This window comes from Pseudomonas sp. EL_65y_Pfl2_R95, assembly GCF_963971045.1.
GTDB lineage: Bacteria > Pseudomonadota > Gammaproteobacteria > Pseudomonadales > Pseudomonadaceae > Aquipseudomonas.
The window spans coordinates 18850-37745 of record NZ_CAXAOV010000002.1 but is presented as its reverse complement, the minus strand read 5'-3'; the positions used below and the strand labels follow the sequence as shown (position 1 = coordinate 37745).

General features: G+C 55.7%; 19 protein-coding genes and 1 riboswitch. Of the genes, 10 read left to right on the top strand and 9 right to left on the bottom strand.

Translation table 11 applies throughout. The features are described 5' to 3' along the window. Positions 1-61: 61 nt before the first annotated feature. A complete protein-coding gene (locus tag AACY09_RS07920; protein WP_339487145.1) occupies positions 62-1066 on the bottom strand; it encodes an alpha/beta hydrolase in 1005 nt (334 codons plus the stop codon). 101 nt (positions 1067-1167) lie between these two features. Further along, entirely contained in the window at positions 1168-2010 is an 843-nt protein-coding gene (locus AACY09_RS07915) for an EamA family transporter (protein ID WP_339487144.1), read from the bottom strand. Between the two features lie 292 nt (positions 2011-2302). On the opposite strand from AACY09_RS07915, the gene AACY09_RS07910 reads away from it, so the two are divergent. Next, entirely contained in the window at positions 2303-3487 is a 1185-nt protein-coding gene (locus tag AACY09_RS07910) for an MFS transporter (RefSeq protein WP_339487143.1), read from the top strand. 35 nt (positions 3488-3522) lie between these two features. Here AACY09_RS07910 and AACY09_RS07905 read toward each other — a convergent pair whose 3' ends face one another. The 3 genes from AACY09_RS07905 to AACY09_RS07895 all read right to left on the bottom strand — a co-directional run bounded on the left by AACY09_RS07905 (position 3523) and on the right by AACY09_RS07895 (position 8312). Continuing rightward, positions 3523-4521, bottom strand: a complete 999-nt coding sequence (locus AACY09_RS07905; RefSeq protein WP_339487142.1) for an AraC family transcriptional regulator — start codon at positions 4519-4521, stop codon at positions 3523-3525. A 118-nt stretch (positions 4522-4639) separates the two neighbouring features. Next, positions 4640-5812 carry a lactonase family protein gene (locus AACY09_RS07900; RefSeq protein ID WP_339487141.1) on the bottom strand — a complete coding sequence of 391 codons (1173 nt, stop codon included), beginning with the start codon at positions 5810-5812 and terminating at the stop codon, positions 4640-4642. A gap of 109 nt (positions 5813-5921) precedes the next feature. Next, the gene (locus AACY09_RS07895) at positions 5922-8312 is read right to left on the bottom strand and encodes a glucose/quinate/shikimate family membrane-bound PQQ-dependent dehydrogenase (protein ID WP_339487140.1); all 2391 of its coding nucleotides are present in this window, start codon (positions 8310-8312) and stop codon (positions 5922-5924) included. Positions 8313-8627: 315 nt separating this feature from the next. Between AACY09_RS07895 and AACY09_RS07890 the strand changes: the two genes are divergently transcribed. Then, the gene (locus AACY09_RS07890) at positions 8628-9809 is read left to right on the top strand and encodes a CaiB/BaiF CoA transferase family protein (protein ID WP_339487139.1); all 1182 of its coding nucleotides are present in this window, start codon (positions 8628-8630) and stop codon (positions 9807-9809) included. Positions 9810-9861: 52 nt separating this feature from the next. Here the strand turns inward: AACY09_RS07890 and AACY09_RS07885 are convergent, their stop codons facing one another. The 4 genes from AACY09_RS07885 to AACY09_RS07870 form a co-directional block, all read right to left on the bottom strand. Further along, positions 9862-10596, bottom strand: coding sequence for a S1 family peptidase (locus AACY09_RS07885; RefSeq protein ID WP_339487138.1), 735 nt, complete (start codon positions 10594-10596; stop codon positions 9862-9864). Positions 10597-10737: 141 nt separating this feature from the next. Further along, positions 10738-11238, bottom strand: a complete 501-nt coding sequence (locus tag AACY09_RS07880; RefSeq protein WP_339487137.1) for a SprT family zinc-dependent metalloprotease — start codon at positions 11236-11238, stop codon at positions 10738-10740. A gap of 115 nt (positions 11239-11353) precedes the next feature. Then, positions 11354-11953, bottom strand: a complete 600-nt coding sequence (locus AACY09_RS07875) for a Yip1 family protein (RefSeq protein ID WP_339487136.1) — start codon at positions 11951-11953, stop codon at positions 11354-11356. A 167-nt stretch (positions 11954-12120) separates the two neighbouring features. Continuing rightward, positions 12121-12717 carry a DNA-J related domain-containing protein gene (locus tag AACY09_RS07870; RefSeq protein ID WP_339487135.1) on the bottom strand — a complete coding sequence of 199 codons (597 nt, stop codon included), beginning with the start codon at positions 12715-12717 and terminating at the stop codon, positions 12121-12123. Positions 12718-12907: 190 nt separating this feature from the next. On the opposite strand from AACY09_RS07870, the gene ttcA reads away from it, so the two are divergent. The 8 genes from ttcA (at position 12908) to AACY09_RS07830 (ending at position 18345) form a co-directional block, all read left to right on the top strand. Further along, positions 12908-13732 carry a tRNA 2-thiocytidine(32) synthetase TtcA gene (ttcA, locus tag AACY09_RS07865; protein ID WP_339487134.1) on the top strand — a complete coding sequence of 275 codons (825 nt, stop codon included), beginning with the start codon at positions 12908-12910 and terminating at the stop codon, positions 13730-13732. Between the two features lie 82 nt (positions 13733-13814). Then, positions 13815-14486, top strand: coding sequence for a DNA-3-methyladenine glycosylase I (locus AACY09_RS07860; RefSeq protein WP_339487133.1), 672 nt, complete (start codon positions 13815-13817; stop codon positions 14484-14486). Positions 14487-14503: 17 nt separating this feature from the next. Further along, complete coding sequence (locus AACY09_RS07855) at positions 14504-15292, top strand: NAD-dependent deacylase (protein WP_339487132.1); 789 nt, start codon at positions 14504-14506, stop codon at positions 15290-15292. Between the two features lie 45 nt (positions 15293-15337). Beyond that, on the top strand, positions 15338-15943 hold the full coding sequence (locus tag AACY09_RS07850) for a C40 family peptidase (RefSeq protein ID WP_339487131.1): 606 nt from the start codon (positions 15338-15340) through the stop codon (positions 15941-15943). Between the two features lie 139 nt (positions 15944-16082). Beyond that, positions 16083-16727, top strand: a complete 645-nt coding sequence (locus AACY09_RS07845) for a C40 family peptidase (protein ID WP_339487129.1) — start codon at positions 16083-16085, stop codon at positions 16725-16727. Between the two features lie 41 nt (positions 16728-16768). Beyond that, positions 16769-17287 (top strand): C40 family peptidase, encoded by a 519-nt coding sequence (locus tag AACY09_RS07840; protein ID WP_339487128.1) that lies wholly within the window; start codon positions 16769-16771, stop codon positions 17285-17287. Between the two features lie 64 nt (positions 17288-17351). Next, complete coding sequence (locus AACY09_RS07835; protein WP_339487127.1) at positions 17352-18014, top strand: O-methyltransferase; 663 nt, start codon at positions 17352-17354, stop codon at positions 18012-18014. 10 nt (positions 18015-18024) lie between these two features. Further along, on the top strand, positions 18025-18345 hold the full coding sequence (locus tag AACY09_RS07830; RefSeq protein WP_339487126.1) for a hypothetical protein: 321 nt from the start codon (positions 18025-18027) through the stop codon (positions 18343-18345). 200 nt (positions 18346-18545) lie between these two features. Continuing rightward, a riboswitch (cobalamin riboswitch) is annotated at positions 18546-18774 on the top strand. The last annotated feature ends 122 nt before the right edge of the window (positions 18775-18896 follow it).

The following is an 18896-nucleotide window of genomic DNA, read 5'->3' as shown; positions in this document are numbered from 1 at the left end:
GGCGCGGCTGGATACTCATTGGACAGCGCAATAGTCAGCCGGCAACGCTGCGATGGGGTGATTATATTGTGGCAGGGCGTACCAAGTTGAAACTTCGTTCGGTGGTGCTGGGGCTTCGGGTCGGCAGGATGCTGCGGTCTAGGTCGCCTTTCAGGGTTTCGAACAAATCGAGGGTAAAAACCCGATTTCCAAAGAACCATGAGTGGCTTTTATTGCCGTGAAAGCCGTCAGCTTGATCGACCGCCTGCAAGGTTTCGCTTTCAAGCAATGCCTGATGATAAAGCGAACAATCAATATTGGCGGTTGTACCCGGTGCACGTGGCGGTAAACCAACGCGTCCGGCGCGTGGCGCGACGCCTGCGCGTTTGACGTTACTTAGCTTAAGCACGCTGTCACCCAGGCTGAAGTAATTAGTCAGGCGGGTACTGTGGCGGTATAACGAATCAGTTGTAGCATTGCCTTCAGTGAGCGAGCCAGATGAGATGTCTGCGCCAATAAAACACAGTTGGCTGATCATCCAGCTGTTGTTTTCCAGGCGGGCGTCATCCGCGTCATCGAAGGCTTCGCGCACCACATAAGCGCCCATTGAGTGCGCCAGAATGTGGGTATTGACTGCACAATCCGGGGTTTGCTTGGCGGCGAGTAGCGAGATCAAATCGGTGACCAGTTGCATGGCGCTTTGCTTCGCGTCGTGGCGGTCCTCCAGATAGCCTGCGGTTTTGTTGTCGCAAGGCCAGTCAAAAGAGACCAGGGCGCCTTTCCAGCCAACCCTGTAAAGGTCATTTTTCAACTGTCGGTGTCGCATTATCAGTTCTTCGGGGCTGTTGTTGTAGCCGTGGACGAAGATCAGAATGTCACCGCGAGCGGCTCCTGTTCGCTCATCAACCCCCCAAATCGCAACCTCAAGCATTTGTTGCAGCCAGGCATTGACCCAGGTGACGCCGGTACGACCGTCTTGCGGTTGTGGCAATTGCTGCTCGGCAACCCGCAAAAAACGCGAAGGCCCGGGTTCGGCTATAAACAGTCCTTGTTTGATACGGCGTGCGCTAACGACAAAATCGGTCATCGTGGAATCCTCCGTGATTGCCCATGCAAAGTAACCCCATGAGCATTTCCAGAGTAGGACGTGGAAGGCAGCACGTCTAGGCCGCAAAGTGCCACCTTTCTTTAGGCCAGTTTCAGGGTTACCACACCCATTAAAATGACGATGCAGGACACCACTCTGAGCAGGGGCAGCGTCTCTTTAAGGACCACACGGCCGATTAACAAGGCAAACAGGACGCTGCTTTCACGCAATGCTGATACCACTGCCACCGGAGCTAGCGTCATGGCCCAGATGACAATACTGTAGGCCATCAGTGACATCACGCCACCGCCCAGTCCGCCTTTCCAGTAAAGGCTTAACCTGCTCAATATGGCTGTGCCACGTAGGCCAACCAGGATCATAAAGGTCACTGCGCCATTCATTGCAAACAACCACATTGCGTACGAGAAGGCATCGCCATTGACCCGAGCGCCTACCGCATCTGCCAGCGTATAGGCGGCAATAAAACTGGCAGTAGTTAACGCGGTAAGCAGCAGCGGGGTGTTAAATGGACTGTCTTTGCTGGTGCGCAGCGCCATCAACCAGATCCCGGTGACCAGAATCAGCAAGCCGCTGATTTGCCCCCAGCTCAAGGTTTCATGGAGCAAGACCACGGATATCAAGGCAACAATCAGCGGCGAACTGCCCCGGGATAACGGGTACACCTGACTCAGGTCGCCGTATTTATAGGCATGGGCGAGAAAGCCGTTGTAGCCGATATGCAGCAGCACTGAGAGTATAATCCACGGCCAAGCCTCGACTTGAGGAAAGGCCACGAACGGCAGTGTGCAGAGCGCGGCAATGCCCGCGCCCATCTGAATCAGGCACACGGTAAGGTAGCGGTCGAGGCCGATCTTGATCAGCGCGTTCCAGCCGGCATGGAGCATGGCGGCGGCTATAACTGCAAAGAAGATACTGCTGTCCAAGCGTGCTTATCCTTAGTGCAATCCGTGCGTAACAGCCTGTGCGCAACGAGCTGCGTGGTTCTTAGGCGCAGTGCTCGAGGCCCTCCCGATAATGCATGGACGAATTAGCTATAGGTGTGCGCAATAGCTTACGCCTCTATGGCGATAATTTGCCAACCCAGCATGCCGGGACCTTCGGCCTTGGGCCATCAGGCAAAGTTGCGCCGTCGCTTGTTAATGCTCATCCATAAGGTCGATAGCATGCTAACATTTGTCGGCGGCCAGTCAGGGGCCGTGCTTTGTGAGCCGTGAAATGTCCAATACCGCTATTGCCAGCCATCTGCAACAAGGCACACCCGCCTATAAACGTGCCACTTTGGCGCTTTTCTGCGCTGGGTTTTCAACCTTTGCCCTGCTGTATTGCGTGCAGCCTTTGCTGCCGTTATTGACCAGTTATTTCAATGTTTCTGCCGCAGCCAGCAGCTTGGCATTGTCTCTCACCACGCTGAGCCTTGCCTTGTGTTTACTTGTGTCTGGTGCGCTGGCGGAGAGTTGGGGGCGCAAGCCGGTAATGGCGGTGGCGCTGGGGTTGGCCAGTCTGCTTGGAATTGCCTGCGCATTTGTCAGCGACTGGGATCACTTGTTGGTTCTGCGTGCAATGCTGGGGCTGGCGCTCAGCGGCTTGCCGGCACTGGCCATGGCCTATGTCGGCGAAGAATTCGATCCCAAAGCCCTGCCGGCAGCAATGGGCCTGTATATCGGCGGCACTGCGCTCGGCGGGTTGTTGGGCCGTTTGCTGGCGGGTTGGCTCAGCGATATTGGCGGTTGGCACCTGGCCTTGGCGGGTATTGGCGGCCTTGGCGTATTGGGTCTTGGTCTGTTTATCTGGCTGCTACCCCCATCCAGACATTTTCAAGCGCAGTCGTTATCGCTTAAGGGGTTGCTGGGTAATTTTAAAATGCATCTGGCCAACCCAGAATTACGCCTGCTGTTTAGCATGGGGTTCTTGTTGATGGGCGGCTTTGTCGCCATGTTCAACTACGTGGGCTTTCGTTTAGCGGCGGCGCCATTCAACCTGTCGTCGACTGTCATTGGTTTGCTGTTCACGGTGTATCTGGTGGGCATTTTCAGTGCTGGCTGGGCCGGCAAGCTGGTGCCGCGCCTGGGTGCACGGCACGTCATGCAGGGTGGGATCATCATCATGTTAATCGGCGTCGGCCTGTGTGCGACGCCTTGGCTGGCTGCCGTGGTGGTGGGCTTGGGCTTGTTCACCCTCGGTTTTTTCGCAGCCCATGCCGTTGCCAGCGGCCAAGTGGGGCAGCGGGCCAAAGGTGCCAAAGCACAAGCCTCCGCACTCTACCTCTGTGCGTATTACCTCGGCTCAAGCGTGGTCGGGTATGTTGGCGGCTATATTTTCGAGCACGCCGGCTGGTTGGCGCTGCTGGGTGTTTTGGCGGGCTTGTTTATCCTCGCCGCATGGCGTGCACGCCGCTTGTAGGCACCGGGTTTCTGGCGATTTTGAGGTCTGGCCGATCAGTGTTCCAGGGTCCGGTAAGCACCAGGTGTCAGGCCGGTCCACTTTTTGAAGGCACGGTGAAAAGCCGAGGGCTCGGAAAAACCGAGTTGTTCGGCAATCACTTGAATCGAGATATCATCGCGGCTCAGGTGATAGATAGCCAGGTCTCGGCGCAGATTGTCTTTCAACCCCTGAAAGCTCGAGCCCTCTTCGCGCAGATGGCGGCGTAAGGTTTGCGGGCTCATGTGCAGTTTTTGCGCGATGTGCTCAAGGTCTGGCCATTCGTTGCAGTCTCGGCCAAGCAAACGCCGGATCTGGCTGATCAGACTGTGCCCGCCATCGGGGCGGGCCAGTAAATCAGCGGGGGAGTGCTGAAGAAAGTGCTTGAGTGTGCGTTCGTCCTGCAGCAATGGCATCGCCAGATAGCGTTTGTGAAAGCGCAGGCAGGTGCGTTGACTGTTGAAGGTTCGCGGGCAGGGAAATAGTAACTGGTAGTGTGGTTCGTGATTGGGTTTCGGGTAGCTGAAGGTGACCTGCTCCAAGCGAATGCGTTGGCCGATTAACCAACTGCCCAGTCGGTGCCAAATGACCAGCAATGACTCCATTAAAAAGTGCTCAGGGTCATCCAGATTAGAGCCATCGACCCTGATACAGGCGAAGTCACCCTCATGGCTAATCTGAATACTGGGCGCCTCGGCGAACAGGCTGTAAAACAAGCTGCCGCGGCTCAGGGCTTTTTCCAGCGTGCGGCAGTGGATAATGGCGTGGCACATCATGGCAAACGTGCCACGCTTGCTCGGATGTTTACCGAAGCCGAGGTATTCGTCGTCGAGCAGTTCCCACAGTTGCTGAACAAGCAGCGCGAATTGTTCAGGGGCGATGCGTGCCCGCGGCTCGTCTAGTAGCGCCGGTTGGATATTGAGCTGTCGCAGCAGGGCCGAGCAGTCATAGCCTTTGCGCTGCGCACCGCCAATAGCGGCGCGGACAAAATGGCTGGCAATGGTTGCTTCGCTCATGAAAGCTGATCCCTGATAACGGCAGGCCGATGGTGCCAGTCAGCCGCTGCAGGGACAAGCTGCCAGGCGCAAGGATGACCCCGCGTGCGCTTAAATGGCTATTTCAGCGCATCGGTGCTTATTTATCGGCGCCGATAAACAGCAGATCAGACGGGTTGCCGACATTAAGCTTCTGTTGCACATCGCCCAGTTTGCCACTGCGTGAATCGCGGGCGATCACCAGCACTTCGTTGCTGCCTTGATTGGCAATCAACAGGTGATTGCCGCTCGGGTCGATGCGAAATTCACGCAGCTCTTTGCCCTCGACTGCGTGATGCTGAATCAACTCAAGCTGAGCATCCAACGGGTTGGTTTTGAATACCAGTATCCGGCTCACCGGGCCGCGCGTGGCGACATACAAAAAGCGCCCATCGTTGGAAGTGTGCAGCGCGCCTGCGGCATATGTGGCCCGGGGCGTCTCCGGCGGATTCAGGTCAATCATCTGCTGTTGAGCCAGCTTACCTTGGGCGTAATTGAATACCGCTAATTGATTGCTGAGCTCAAGCGTCAGGTAGGCATGTTTGCCATCGTTGCTGAACAGCAGGTGGCGTGGGCCGCTACCGGGTGGCAGGGCTGTTGATCCTGCAGGGCTTAAGGGCTTATTTGAGCCTGGTTGTGGGTTATAGCCATAGCTGACGACCTGGTCGGCACCTAAATCACTGGCAAGCAGATACTGCTGGTCAGGGCTCATGACCACCGAGTGAACGTGCGAGCTGGCTTGGCGCGCTTTATTCACTTGGCTGGGGCTGTGGCTAAAACGCTGGCTGGGCGCATGCAGCGCGCCATCGGAACTCACTGCTAACACGCTGAGACTGCCACCGGGCACAGGCTCAACCGCATAGTTGGCCACAAACAAGAAGCGGCCATCACCGCTTAGGCTGGCATGTGTTGGCTCATCGCCGCCGCTGGCGACGCGGTTGATTGGGTGAATCGAGTGGTCGCTTGGCTCGATCGAAAAACTGCTGGCCTGACCGATATTGTCAGCCTGACCTGGGCCGTTTTCATTGACACCAAATAGCCGGGTTTGGTCTCGCGAGAGCAGCAGGAAAGACGGGTTGGCGGCGCGGACAATCTGCTCTGGCTGTTCGCTGATGCGTCCAGTCTGGCTGTCGTAGTGATAGCGGTAAATGCCTTGGCTGGCACCCTGGGTGTAGCTACCGATTAGCAGGTCGTATTGATTAGACATGGTCGGGCTCGTGGTGCATGCGCTTAAGCTGGATAGGCTAAGCAGCAGGGCGAGAGGCTTGAGCATCGGGGCTCCTTAAACTAAAAGGGGGCCTTGCGGCCCCCTTGAAGGGAACCCCTGAAAAACTACTTTTTTCAGAGGCTCCTTAGCATTGTAACTGTCGGGCGAGCCGCTGTTACTTTTTCGGCAGGGCAAAGGCCATTACATAATCGCCTTGCTTGGTGCCGAGCGAACCATGACCGCCGGCAACGACCAAGACGTATTGACGCCCGTCTTTACCGGTATAGGTCATCGGTGTGGTTTGACCGCCAGCCGGGAGACGGCCTTCCCAGAGTTGCTTGCCGTTAGTCACGTCATAGGCGCGCAAGTATTGGTCGAGCGTACCGCTGAGGAAGGCCACGCCCGCTTCAGTGGTGATTGTCCCGCCAAGGCTTGGTACGCCCATCGGCAGCGGCAAAGGTACAGGCGAGCTGTCGCGCACAGTACCGTTTTTGTGCTGCCAGATAACCTGATGGTTAGTCAGGTCAACTGCTGCGATATAGCCCCAAGGCGGCGACTGGCACGGCAAGCCAAGCTGCGAGAGCAGGGGTTGCAGAATTACACCGTATGGCGCGCCTTTGTTTGGCTGCACGCCTTCGGTTTCACTCTTGCGTGCTGGGCCACCTTCAACCGCTTCACTCGGCACCAGTTGCGAGGTAAACGCCATGTAGTTGGGGTTTACGATGGCAATCTGGCGCTTGGGATCAACCGAAATCCCGCCCCAATCGAAGACCCCGAAGTTACCCGGGAACACAATCGAGCCCTGCAGCGACGGCGGGGTGTAGATGCCTTCGTAGCGCAGTGACTTGTACTGGATGCGGCACAGCATCTGGTCAAATGGCGTACCGCCCCACATGTCCTTCTCGGTCAGGGTTTTGGGCATGAAATTGAGTTCCGACATGGGCTGCGTCGGTGAGGTGAAGTCGCCTTTGACTGCGCCTTGCGGAACCGGTGTTTCATTGACCGGAACAATCGGCTTGCCGGTCGAACGGTCAAGCACGTAGATGCTGCCCTGCTTGGTGGATGCCATCAGCGCCGGCTTAACCCCGTCGGCGGTTTTGATATCGACCAGGGTCGGCTGACCACCAATGTCCATGTCCCACAAGTCGTGGTGGGTCATCTGGAAGGTCCAGCTCACTTTACCGGTTTTGATATCCAGTGCAGTCACGCCAGCGCTGTAGATCTCTGACGCTTCGGAACGGTTGCCGCCCCATTGATCAGGCATCTGGTTGCCCATCGGCAGATACAGCAGGCCGAGTTTGTCGTCGATGCTCATCACCGACCACATGTTCGGCGAGTTGCGGGTATAGGTTTCACCTTCGGCAATCGGCGCAGTGGCATCCGGCTTGCCGCTGTCCCAGTTCCACACGAGGTGGCCGTCTTTGGCGTCATAGGCGCGAATTACACCAGAAGGCTCATCGACCGAAACGTTGTCCGTCACGTGGCCGCCAATGATCACCAAATCACCACTCACACCCGGAGGTGAGGTGGAGTAGTAACCACCAGGGGTAAAGCTGCCCATGTTGGCGGTCAGGTCAACGGTGCCATTGTCACCAAACTCGCTGCACACCTTGCCGGTGTCGGCATTGATTGCCATCAAACGGGTGTCGGCGGTTGGCAGGAACAAGCGGCGAGGGCAGGCAGTTTGCTCAGGCGATGTCCCTGCTTGGGCTGCGCTCTTGTCTTCGTGATACGCCACGCCACGGCAGGTCATGTGTGCCCAGCCTTTGAAGCTATCGGCATGTTGCGTGGTGATTTTAGGGTCGAAGCGCCAGATCTCCTTGCCGCTGTCGGGATCAAGCGCAATTACCTGGCTGTGCGGCGTGCACACATAGAGCATGCCGTTAACTTTCAGCGGGGTGTTTTCTGCAGTGGTTTCCTGGGGGTCGTTCGGCCCTGGAATGTCCCCTGTACGGTAAGTCCACGCCAGCTCCAGTTTATCGGCATTTTCCGGGGTAATTTGCCCCAGTGGCGAATAACGGTCACCGAAGCTGGTGCGGCCATAGGCTTGCCAGTCGCCATCAGGCATCTCTGGGGCAGCGTTTTCGACATCCGTGCTGGCGCGGGTCAACTCACCTTTGATTTCACCGTTGTAACCGGTGAACTGGCTGGCAACGGCCACGGCACCTGCCAATACCACCGAGGCACCGAGCAAGCCGTTGGCCAGACCGACAGGCTGTGGCTGCAGCGGACGACGAATCCAAGGCAGCCACAGGATCAAGCCGATGGCGAACCATAGCGAGAGACGTGGCACCAGTTGCCACCAGTCGAGGCCAACCTCCCACAGAGACCAGCCAGTGCTGGCAAACAGGAAAATCGCATAAATAATGACGACGGCTGGATGCAGGCGGAACAGGAAGAAGCCACTGAGGCTAACGCCTATACCCGCAAGCAAGTAATACCAGGAGCCACCCAGCATGCCGAGGCGAATGCCGCCGACCAACAAGGCCAGGCCCATGATGAGTAGTAGCCCGGCCAACAATTTGGCGGGTATTCGGCCGCGACTCCGTGCACCAGCTGTGCGCATATGAAAGCTCCTGTTGAGGTTTAACGACGGTGTTAACAGCCGTACGCCGATTTAGAACATCGGAATACATGAACACCTATTGGTTCATCGCTGAATATGTGCTGATTGAACGCTGTTCGGAATATCTTGTGACAAGTACCCATAATACCTGACTGAAACTGTCAATGCAGGCTGAGCATAAGGATCATTGAGGCTCAACGCTGCGGGATCTAGGCTAAGTAACCCATTCAAAGAAATCGTTCAGTCTGAATTTTTGTTAGCGTTAAGCTGTGATGGCTGAAAGTTTAGCCGAACAATAATAAGTAAGGAGTTGCAATGAACGGCCCGCTTGCCTCGCTCAAAGTGTTGGATTTCTCGACCCTGCTACCGGGGCCGTTTGCCTCGTTGTTATTGGCCGATATGGGGGCGGATGTCTTGCGCGTTGAATCGCCAACGCGCACAGACCTTGTGCGGGTTTTGCCGCCCCATGTTGATGGGGTTTCGGCCAGCCATGCGTATCTCAACCGTAATAAGCGCAGCATTGCTTTGGATTTGAAGCAAGCTGCTGCGGTTGAGGTGGTCAAGCAACTGGTCAAGGATTACGACATTGTGTTGGAGCAGTTTCGCCCGGGGGTGATGGATAAGCTGGGCGTTGGTTATGAGGCGTTAAAGGCAATAAATCCCAAGTTGATCTACGTCTCGATCACCGGTTACGGACAAACGGGGCCCTACAAGGACCGGGCCGGACATGATATCAACTACCTCGCATTGGCCGGTGTTGCCAGTTACACCGGGCGCAGTGAGTCAGGACCGCTGCCCCTGGGTGTTCAGCTTGCCGACATCGCCGGCGGTTCATTGCATGGCGTCATGGGCCTGTTGGCAGCGGTTATTCAACGCAGTCACACGGGCGAAGGTCAGTATGTGGATATCAGCATGACGGACTGCGCCTTTAGCCTAAATGGCATGGCCGGGGCAGGCTACTTGGCCGCAGGTGTTGAGCCGCAGATGCAGAAGCAGGCGCTCAACGGCGGCAGCTTCTATGATTACTACCGCACTCGAGATGGTCGCTGGATTTCGGTGGGCAGCCTGGAACCACAGTTTATGCAGCAATTTTGCGCGGCAATTGGCCGTCCGGAGTTGGCGTCTCGTGGCTTGTCGCCCAAGCCTGAGGAGCAAGAGGCGCTCAAGCGTGAATTGGAGATCGAGTTTGAGAAGCACGACTTCGACGAGCTGTGTCAGCGTTTCGCCGGCATAGATGCCTGCGTAGAACCGATGCTCACGCTTTCAGAAGCTTGCGAGCACCCTCAGTTGCAGGCCCGGGGTGTGGTCACCGAAGTGCCGCGTGAGGGCCAGGCCGGACAGAAGCAACTGGCCTGCCCAATCAAGTTCTCTTGTGGTTTGCCTGCGCCCCGACACGTAGGTGCAGCAATCGGTGCACATACGGGTGAGGTACTAGCCCAGCTGGGCTACAGCGAGCTGCAAATTGCGGATTTAAAGGCCAGCAAAGCTGCACTCTAATCTGCAAAAGCCCCGGCGGGGTAACCGTGGCTCAGCTCCGGTTGTCCAGGTTTTACTTTTCGGTCAGCGTCATCAATACATCGGCATACCAGGTGCAGTTCAGGCCGAGGGCTTCATCGAGCTCAAGGTCACGGGTGCCGACATCAAGACGTGCAGAGTGGATACCGAGCAGAACCCAAGGTAACTCTCCAAGTGCGTCTTTTTGCGCTGAGGTCGCACGCATCACCACCGGTGCACCACTAATGCCTCGGTGGGTACGGGCATCGCTCAGGAAGTAACCTTCACCCTGAAAGCGCAGGCCAAAAGAGGAGGCGATCACGGCCTGTCTGACCACGGGAATGTGGTGCAGGGTGTCGTGAAAGCCCAGTGGGAAGCCAACCACCAGCAATGAAGTGCCAACTTCGACTTGATCCAGCGAATGCTGCAAATGCTCTGGGGTATAGGCCTGATAGAACATTTCTGCTGGCAATGCAGTGCGATCGAGTTCGATCACCGCCACATCAATCTCGCCGGTGGTGTCTTCAGCCTGACGCCAGATGCTTTTGCCCTCGTTGTACAGTGGAACCGAGAAACCAATTGATTGCGTGATGTTGTCAGCGTCGGTGTGCAGTTCGATTTCGATGCGGCTGGGATAATGCTCGGTGGGTGCATCAATCACTACGTGACGGCTGGTGACTAAAAACAAGCGATTATCACGTTCAAAATAGAAGCCTGTGGCGTTGGTCAGATGACTGTCTATGTCAAAGGTCGAAAGGCGAGTGGCGGTCAGTAAAATAGGTTCGATCATCAGCGTGTCCTTTCGCAAATAGAAGGTGATGAGTATGCACCTTGTCAGCATACCTGCGGTGTTTGACGCAGGTATTGCTCAATGGTGCCGGTCCCCCGACTAGTGGTTTCTCATCGCCTGGCAGGTTGGCGCTGCGTAACGCTATTCGACCCGTTGCTCGCCTGTGAAGCGCAGCGTGACTTTGCAGCGCCGGCAGAAATAACGTCGACCTTTCGCCACTAATGCATGGCGTTGTGCAGAGAAGGGGAATTCACCTTTGTTCTCAGGGCAGGTGCAGCGGTAGATATAGCGTTGCACTTGGCGACGCTTGACCTCGTAGGCATGGCAGCGATTGGGTGGTAGCTCGTAGACGCCGCGCATAATCAATTGCCATTCTTCGCCGTGGGCTTGAATGCTTAAACCGAACAGGTGGTGGGCGATCAAGTGGGCGACTTCGTGGGCCACGGTCTGTTTGAGAAAGTCTTCTTTATTCTCGCGGTACAGCTGCGGATTAAAACGCAGTTTATTTTCCGTGAGGTGAGCGACCCCGGCTTTCTGGCCGCGCAACTTGAAGCACACTTCAGGGCGCGGAAAGGGCTGCTTGAAGAAGGCTTCAGCTTGGACATAGCAAGCTTCTACACGGTTGTGGATCTGGTCGGGCATAGGCTTCACAGCAGATGAGTAGCCCCTGATTATGCCCGTGCCCAAGCGTTCTGGCAGCCGTTAAGCGACGAAACCACCTGTTGGTGGTTTCGTTAATGAGCTTTAGCGGGAGTGCTTAACTGGTGTATTCAGGTCCAAGCCCGATGCCCCACAGGATGACCGATGCACTGATCATTGCCACCAGCACCACCAGACCGACTGCGAGCACTGAGCTCGAGAACATAAAGCCCTCATCGTCAGGGATACTCATAAAGGTAGGGATGCCGACATAGAGCAAGTAAACCGTATAGCAAATGGCTATTGTGCCAACCACCATGCCCAGCCACATATGCGGATAGAGTGCAGCCAAACCTCCTATAAACAGTGGGGTTGCGGTGTAAGCGGCAAACACCACGCAGCGCGTGAATGATGGCGTGGCGTCATAGGTTCGCGCCATCCAGTGAACGAATGCCCCCATGACAGCAACGCCTGCAAGCATGGCGATGTAGGCCATGATGGTCAGTTGCATGGCGCTGCCTTCGGTGAGCATCACGGGTGCATGGCCGGCGATGGACCAACCTACTTGTGTGGTTCCGATATAGGCCGAGACAGCGGGTATCGCTGCGAGTACCAGCACATGGGTGAGATACATGTGGCTAATGGATTCTTCTTCGCCACGGATTTCTTGCCATTCTTGGTCAGGATGGGTGAAGAGCCCCAAAACATGGTGGATCATACCTGGCACCTCCTTTTGTTATAGCGGTCGCCCCCCGGCTGAGCGCCCGGAACGCATGATCAGCGTTGCCGGGTACAGGCCAAATTAAATGCGACCGTATGTCGCAGTATAGGCACTGTGTAGCGAAAGAGAGGAGGACTGGCTTAGAGCAAATCGGTATTTACGGATCACTGGTAATAGCGCGTGAGAATTTCCATTGCTTTGTTAATTGACTGCAAGCGCTCTGTATTGCCGCCTCGGTCTGGATGGTGAAGGCTCACGAGCTGGCGGTAACGCTGCTTGATTTGGATAAAATTCAGGCTTTCAGAACTTTGGTTAAGTTCGAAAAGCTCCAGCGCGGCCAGTTTTTCATCGCCGCCTTGCATGCGAGTCCAAAAACTGACCAGAAGTTTTTCAACATCACGCGCTTCGATGCCGTGCAGGTTGCCCATGTCCAGATAATAGCTGCGTAATGGATCATGCTCGCTGAGCCGTTGCGCGTCGGGTTGCTGGCCAACGGGATACGGGCGTAGCTCGATGAGAATGGCGCTGATGTGCAGGTTCGCACTTTGCCCTTGCCACAGGTGGTCCCGCAGCCGATAGAGGGCGTTAAACACTAAGAAGTGGGTGCGAAATAGCCCCAGCTTGTCGGTCAGAGGCAGGTCGGGTATATGCGGTGAGCGCAGGCTTTTAAGTTGCTGGATAAGTGCGTATTCGCTAAGCCCTTCGGGCGCAGCTTTAAGCAGGCTCAGCAGCTGTTCGGGTAAATCGGCTGTGTCAGTCATGGCATAAGCCTAACAACTGCGCGCGGCATACGCAGCGATGATCGTTGTTGGCCGCGCCATCTGTGTTCAAGGTCTCATTTGCCGCTTGCGGGGTGCATTCAGGGTGTCAGCTGATTAATGGGGTAGGGCGGCGCACACAATCTAGGTAAACTATCGGGCTTTAGTATTTCTATGCGGACACCAGCGCACCATGGGCACCCTCTCGGTCAATCAGAACAAACTGCAAAAACGTCTGCGTCGTCAAGCTGGCGAAGCCATTGCTGACTACAACATGATCGAAGATGGCGACAAGGTGATGGTATGCCTGTCTGGCGGTAAAGACAGCTACACCATGCTTGATGTGCTGCTGCATTTGCAGAGAGTCGCGCCGATCAAGTTTGAAATTGTTGCGGTGAATATGGATCAAAAGCAGCCGGGCTTTCCAGAGCACGTGCTGCCGGCCTACCTGGAATCCATTGGTGTGGCGTATCACATCGTCGAGAAAGACACCTACTCGGTGGTTAAAGAGAAGATTCCCGAGGGTAAAACCACCTGTTCGCTTTGCTCGCGCTTGCGCCGTGGGACGCTTTACACTTTCGCCGATGAAATCGGTGCAACCAAAATGGCTTTGGGTCATCACCGCGACGATATTCTGGAAACCTTCTTCCTTAATATGTTCTACGGTGGCACCTTGAAAGCCATGCCGCCAAAGCTGCGCTCTGACGATGGGCGCAACGTGGTGATTCGTCCGTTGGCTTATTGCAATGAGGCGGATATCGAAGCGTATTCCACACTGCAGCAATTCCCGATCATTCCGTGCAACCTCTGTGGTTCGCAGGAAAACCTGCAGCGTCAGGTGGTTAAGGACATGCTGCAAGAGTGGGAGCGCAAAACCCCTGGGCGCACCGAGATCATGTTCCGCGCACTGCAAAATATTGTGCCTTCGCAGTTGGCTGACCGGGAGCTGTTCGATTTTGCCAGTTTGAAAATCGACCAGAATGCGACGCCGCGCTTTGTAGATGTGATGAACCTCTGACGCGCCGCTGTCTGTATTTTCAGGCTGCTTGCAGCTCAAGCAGAACAACCCTTGGCAACTGAGCCTCTGAAACAGGTTATCAATGCGCGACTACAAATGGCTCAATGAATACTGCCTCAATCGTTTTGGTTCTGCCGCCAAGCTCGAGGCGCACTTGCTGCAACCTCAATCCCCTGAAGACCTGCGCGGTATCAGCGATGACCGTTACCTGTCGGTGATGAGCCTGCGGGTGTTTCGTGCCGGGCTTCGGCACAGTGTGATTGACGCAAAGTGGCCCGCGTTCGAGCAGGTCTTTTTTGGCTTTGATCCCGAAAAGGTCGTGCTGATGGGCGCCGAGCGGATTGAGAATTTGATGCAGGATGCGCGCATCATTCGTCACCTTGGCAAGCTCAAGAGTGTGCCGCGCAATGCTCAGTTTATTCTCGATGTGCGCCATACAAAAGGCAGCTTCGGTGAGTTGATCGCCAGCTGGCCGGTGACCGATATCGTCGGCTTATGGAAGTACATTGCCAAGCATGGCGCGCAAATGGGCGGGTTATCAGCGCCGCGATTCCTGCGCATGGTCGGTAAAGATACCTTTGTGCCGACCAATGACATGGTCGCAGCGCTAAATGCACAGGGCATTGTTGATAAGGTTCCGACCAGTCTCAGGGACTTGGCAACCGTACAGGCGGCGTTCAATACCTGGCATGAGCAAAGCGGTCGCCCTTTATGCCAACTCTCTACCATGTTGGCCTATACGGTTAATCACTGAGCCCAGAGGTATAGCTGATGTTGAGCCCAATCGAGCAACTGGCCCAGGCTTTCAATTGCGCTGAACGGGTGCTGATCATCACCGGCGCAGGCCTTTCTGCGGATTCAGGATTGCCCACCTATCGCGGCGTCGGCGGCCTGTATAACAGCAATACCAACGACGGTGTACCGATTGAAGTAGCGCTCAGCGGGCCAATGCTCCAGCGCGATCCTGCGCTGTGCTGGAAGTATCTCGCTGAGCTGGGTCGTGCATGCCTCGGGGCGCAGCCAAATCAAGGCCATGAAGTGATCGCGCAGTTGCAGCGGCTCAAACCGCACTGCTGGCTGTTGACGCAGAATATCGATGGCTTTCACCGTGCGGCTGGGAGCCCGGATGAGCGATTGATCGAAATTCACGGCCAGTTGGCACCGCTGTACTGTCAGTCATGTGGCCAGAAAGACGATGACTTGGCGCGGCGATTAGCCGCAGCCTTGCCGCCATTATGTCGCCGGTGCGCCGGCGTCATGCGGCCTCCGGTGGTGTTGTTTGAAGAGATGTTGCCGGAGAAAGCCATTCACACACTCTATGAGCAACTGGGTGAAGGCTTTGACCTGGTGCTGGCGATAGGCACCAGTGCCAGCTTCCCGTATATTGTCGAGCCCGTGCTGCGCGCCCGGGCTATTGGCGCTTTTACGGCCGAGATAAACCCTGCAAGAACCGACCTCAGTGACCGGGTTGATCTGTACATCGCGGGAAGGGCCTTAGATGTTTTGCCGGAACTCCTAAGTCACATTTCAGTCAATAGAATTTGCAAATCATCCCCATAGAAGGCATAGTCTCGCGAATTTATTGAATTCGACACGGTTGTGCCCATGCTAAAACGCTTCGCACCACTCGTGCCTATTGCACTGACGGTCCTTCTGGCAGCCTGTGCTAGCCAGGCACCGCAAACTCAAGTTATCCAGCCTGATCCAGTGGCTGAGGTGGCCAATCCCGCGACTGAAGACTTTACTGATTTCACTGATGCGCTAGCTGCGCAGAAGTCTTACCAGCTGCCGGTGTTGGCTGACAGTATTCTTGAACACGGTCTTTCGCTGGTTGGTACTCGCTACCGCTGGGGCGGGAGCAGCGTGAAATCGGGTTTCGATTGCAGTGGTTTTATCGGCTATCTGTTTGAAGAAGAAGCCGGCATGCAATTGCCACGCTCAACGCGCGAAATGATCAACATCGATGCGCCGATTGTGAAGCGCGATGAGTTGGAGCCAGGAGACTTGGTGTTTTTCAGCACCAACGGCCGCGGGCGTGTGAGTCATGCTGGAATTTACATGGGTGATGATCGCTTTATCCACTCTGCCAGTAGGCGCAGTGGTGGGGTCCGGATAGACAGTCTGCAAGACTCCTACTGGAAGCGAAACTACCTCGAAGCCAAGCGTGTATTGGCGATGGCTTCAACCGGGCAGGGTGTCACTGTCCGTTAATGTGTGTGCAAAGGCGCTTAGGCGCCTTTTTCATTTTTGCTGGTATCGGTTGTCTTGCAAGTTTGCGGGCATGGAGCGGTAGGGCTGTATTTTCATTTTTTCTAGCATCCGCAACCGCTGTTGCTGCTTGGGTTTCGTAATGCATAAATCTTTATTAAGTATTTTGTTTTGTTGTTCATTTGGGTTACTGGCCAGCTTTTCAGCGCAGGCCAATGATAAACACGGCAGTCTCGAAAAGAATTCTTTGCCTAAAGCCGCGGCAGTGGTTGGGCGCGCTCAAGAGTTGATCGGTGTGCCTTATCGCTGGGGCGGCACTAATGTGCATCGTGGTTTCGATTGCAGCGGTTTGATTGTTTACCTCTTCGGTAGCGAGGCCAATATCCACCTGCCGCGTACCACAGGGCAGATGATCAAGATGAAGGCGCCTAAAGTCGCCAAGAATGATCTGCGTGCGGGTGATGTTGTGTTCTTCAATCACAACGGCAATGGTCGCGTCAGCCACATGGGCCTGTATATAGGTGAAGGGCGTTTTATCCACGCGCCGCGTACCGGCAAGTCAATCCGTATCAGCAAGCTCGGCAGCAGCTACTGGTCTCGCCACTATATTGGTGCCAAGCGATTCCTCAAAGGCGAAGGTTCCCGTGATCAGCCTATGCTGGCTTCACGGGGCCACTCCAAGCTCAGCCACAGTGCTGGATTTACCCGAACAGTCATCTCTGCGCATAAAGCTTCGCGCAATCAGCCACTGCTTGCATCGCGCTCAAGCTTGCGTCATAAGCGATAGCACGGCAGAGTAGGCGCACCAAGACAGTGAGTGCGCCTCGCATGACTCGAACGATCCGCATTGCTATTCTCTCATTCGCAGCGCTACTAAGCGCCTGTTCCAGTCATCCCCCGACGCCGCAAGCCGTCCCGCAAAAAATCAATCCTGCTGCCAATGGTAATGCTGACGATGTGCTGATTCGAGCTATTGGCTTGGTTGGCACACCTTATCGTTATGGCGGCAATACCCCGGCTGGTGGCTTTGATTGCAGCGGATTAATTGGCTTCGTGTATCGCGATGTGGCCGGTATCAGTTTGCCGCGCACCACCGGCCAGCTCAGACAGATGCGTGGGCAGAATGTCAGCCGGAGCAATCTGCAAAGTGGCGATCTGGTGTTCTTTGCCACCAGTGGCGGTAGCCGGGTAAGCCATGCGGGGATCTATGTGGGTGAAGGCCGCTTCGTGCATGCACCCTCAAGCGGTGGCACCGTGCGCCTCGACAGCCTGAACAATACCTATTGGCAGGGTGTCTATTTGGATGCCAAGCGGGTATTCAGTCCAGAACTGGCGCATAACCTTTAGCCAAGTGTTAACCGCTGCGCTAGCTGGTCCGGCTGGCGCAGCCTGATTTCGAGCCGAGACGCAAATGACCAATCGAACGCTCAATCTTGATCCAAGCTTGTATCAATACCTGCTGGATGTCTCGCTGCGTGAGTCTGCCTTGCTTAAACGGCTGCGTGATGAAACTGCGGAGCTTGCCAATGCACGTTGGCAAATAGCTCCTGAGCAAGGCCAGTTCATGGCGCTGCTGGTGCAGTTGCTGGCGCCCAAACGGATTATCGAAGTCGGTACCTTCACCGGTTACAGCGCGATCTGCATGGCGCAGGCGATGCCTGCGCACGGCACACTTATCTGTTGTGATCTGGCGGCCGACTATAACGCCACTGCAGAGCGCTATTGGCAAGAAGCCGGGGTTAGCGAGCGCATCGAGCAGCGTTTGGCACCCGCATTAGATACCCTTGCAGAGCTGGAGCGCGAGGGTTACGGCGGGACAGTCGATCTGATATTTATCGATGCTGATAAAGCAAACTACCCGGCCTATTTCGAGCAGTCGCTGCGTCTGCTCAAACCCGGAGCGTTAGTGCTTTTTGATAACACCTTGTGGAGTGGGCGTGTACTTGAAGCCAAGCCTGAAAGCGCCGACACACGAGCGATTCAGGCGCTTAACCTCCAGCTTAAAAATGACGCGCGTATCGATCTTTCGATGTTGCCTGTCGGCGATGGCCTGACCCTGTGCCGCAAGCGCTAGCATTTGCCCTGTGCCCGAACCCACGCGTTTGCCGCCCCAGCCTGAAGCCTGCGAGTTGTGTGCGCGCAAAGCGTTGTTGACCCGCCATCATTTGATCCCCAAGTCGCTGCACAACAAAACCTATGTGCAAAAGCGCTACGCCAAGACTGAACGCATCACGGCGACCTTGTGGCTGTGCCGCGCTTGCCATAATCAAGTGCACCGTCTGTTCACCGAGAAAGAGTTGGCGTTGAGCTACAACACTCGCGATAGCCTATTGAGTGATGAACGCCTGCGCACCTTTGTTGTCTGGTTGGCGGACAAGCCTGCCGGCTTTCATCCGCGTCATTAAGCCTGGGTCAGTGGCGGGTGGCTCACACCTTCGTGGATGACGCTGCGCTTCAAGGAGGGTTGACGGCTTTATCAACCACCATTTGCGCCGCAAACCCTTGATGACCGGGTAAGCGCTGCTTGCCGCGCTTGGCCTTGCCGATCGTGAGGAATATGCGCAGCCTTGCATTGTTATTTGACCTTCTAGTCGCAAGTCACTACTCTGCGCGACTTGCTTCAGGTGCCTTGTATTTACAGGGTGAAACAGGGAAGTCGGTGCGTCTCGTGTAATAACGCCAAACAATTCCGACGCTGCCCCCGCAACGGTAAACGAGTCAAATCAAACGCTTTTCAACCACTGTGCTTCGGCATGGGAAGGTGCGTTTGCTGGTGTGCTGCCAACAGCCCACCGCTCGTAAGCCCGGAGACCGGCCTGTCGCAATTTCACGGCATCGCGGAGGGCTTTGTCGGGCGTATTACCGTCTGTGCCTTTCTGCGCGTCTGTGACAAATACGTCCGCTGTTCTCCGTATGCCTTTCCCAGCCTAGGTCGCACGGGTGAGAGCGGCGGAGC

What these genes read in the sequence shown, in the direction of transcription:
- AACY09_RS07875 (WP_339487136.1), bottom strand. Translation starts at nt 11,953, where the DNA reads ATGATCCACCATGTTTTGGGGCTCTTCACCCATCCTGACCAAGAATGG.
- AACY09_RS07895 (WP_339487140.1), bottom strand. Translation starts at nt 8,312, where the DNA reads ATGCGCACAGCTGGTGCACGGAGTCGCGGCCGAATACCCGCCAAATTG.
- ttcA (WP_339487134.1), top strand. Translation starts at nt 12,908, where the DNA reads ATGGGCACCCTCTCGGTCAATCAGAACAAACTGCAAAAACGTCTGCGT.
- AACY09_RS07835 (WP_339487127.1), top strand. Translation starts at nt 17,352, where the DNA reads ATGACCAATCGAACGCTCAATCTTGATCCAAGCTTGTATCAATACCTG.
- AACY09_RS07860 (WP_339487133.1), top strand. Translation starts at nt 13,815, where the DNA reads ATGCGCGACTACAAATGGCTCAATGAATACTGCCTCAATCGTTTTGGT.
- AACY09_RS07910 (WP_339487143.1), top strand. Translation starts at nt 2,303, where the DNA reads ATGTCCAATACCGCTATTGCCAGCCATCTGCAACAAGGCACACCCGCC.
- AACY09_RS07900 (WP_339487141.1), bottom strand. Translation starts at nt 5,812, where the DNA reads ATGCTCAAGCCTCTCGCCCTGCTGCTTAGCCTATCCAGCTTAAGCGCA.
- AACY09_RS07890 (WP_339487139.1), top strand. Translation starts at nt 8,628, where the DNA reads ATGAACGGCCCGCTTGCCTCGCTCAAAGTGTTGGATTTCTCGACCCTG.
- AACY09_RS07880 (WP_339487137.1), bottom strand. Translation starts at nt 11,238, where the DNA reads ATGCCCGACCAGATCCACAACCGTGTAGAAGCTTGCTATGTCCAAGCT.
- AACY09_RS07885 (WP_339487138.1), bottom strand. Translation starts at nt 10,596, where the DNA reads ATGATCGAACCTATTTTACTGACCGCCACTCGCCTTTCGACCTTTGAC.
- AACY09_RS07850 (WP_339487131.1), top strand. Translation starts at nt 15,338, where the DNA reads ATGCTAAAACGCTTCGCACCACTCGTGCCTATTGCACTGACGGTCCTT.
- AACY09_RS07855 (WP_339487132.1), top strand. Translation starts at nt 14,504, where the DNA reads ATGTTGAGCCCAATCGAGCAACTGGCCCAGGCTTTCAATTGCGCTGAA.
- AACY09_RS07870 (WP_339487135.1), bottom strand. Translation starts at nt 12,717, where the DNA reads ATGACTGACACAGCCGATTTACCCGAACAGCTGCTGAGCCTGCTTAAA.
- AACY09_RS07920 (WP_339487145.1), bottom strand. Translation starts at nt 1,066, where the DNA reads ATGACCGATTTTGTCGTTAGCGCACGCCGTATCAAACAAGGACTGTTT.
- AACY09_RS07845 (WP_339487129.1), top strand. Translation starts at nt 16,083, where the DNA reads ATGCATAAATCTTTATTAAGTATTTTGTTTTGTTGTTCATTTGGGTTA.
- AACY09_RS07905 (WP_339487142.1), bottom strand. Translation starts at nt 4,521, where the DNA reads ATGAGCGAAGCAACCATTGCCAGCCATTTTGTCCGCGCCGCTATTGGC.
- AACY09_RS07840 (WP_339487128.1), top strand. Translation starts at nt 16,769, where the DNA reads ATGACTCGAACGATCCGCATTGCTATTCTCTCATTCGCAGCGCTACTA.